Here is a 412-nt window from a genome sequence, read left to right on the forward strand (position 1 = left end):
CATCCGTACACCGCACGGCCTGCGCGAGGTCGCCGACCTCGGCAGGCTCGGCGTCGACGTCTCCGACGCGGCACTGGCCGCGCAGCAGGGCCGCATCGGCGAGCCGGAAGAGGTGGCGAGGGCAGCGCTCTACCGGCCAGCGACGAGTCGAGCTTCGTCAACGGCACGCATCTGTTCGTTGACAATGGTTTTACGGCGATGTGAAACGCTCAAAGGAGGCGCGAACTTGGCAGGATGCGGGTTCCCGCCCCCACGAAGGTGGGGGGAGAGGAACCCAAGCTTTGCTACCGCTCTTCCCTACGAAACGGCTTGAGCAGCGCCGACGGTGCCACCGCGTTGCGCGACATCACAGCCATGGCGACGATGGTGAAGATGAACGGCAGCATCAGGAACGCCTCGTAGGGAATGTGCC

Annotated in this window: 1 pseudogene; it reads left to right on the forward strand. The window is 65.3% G+C overall.

The window, feature by feature from the left end:
- A pseudogene (locus EOA22_RS37185) lies at positions 1-204 on the forward strand (SDR family oxidoreductase); the annotation flags it as partial.
- Positions 205-412 lie beyond the last annotated feature (208 nt).

It is taken from the genome of Mesorhizobium sp. M7A.F.Ca.US.014.04.1.1 (genome assembly GCF_003998745.1).
Lineage (GTDB): Bacteria > Pseudomonadota > Alphaproteobacteria > Rhizobiales > Rhizobiaceae > Mesorhizobium > Mesorhizobium ciceri.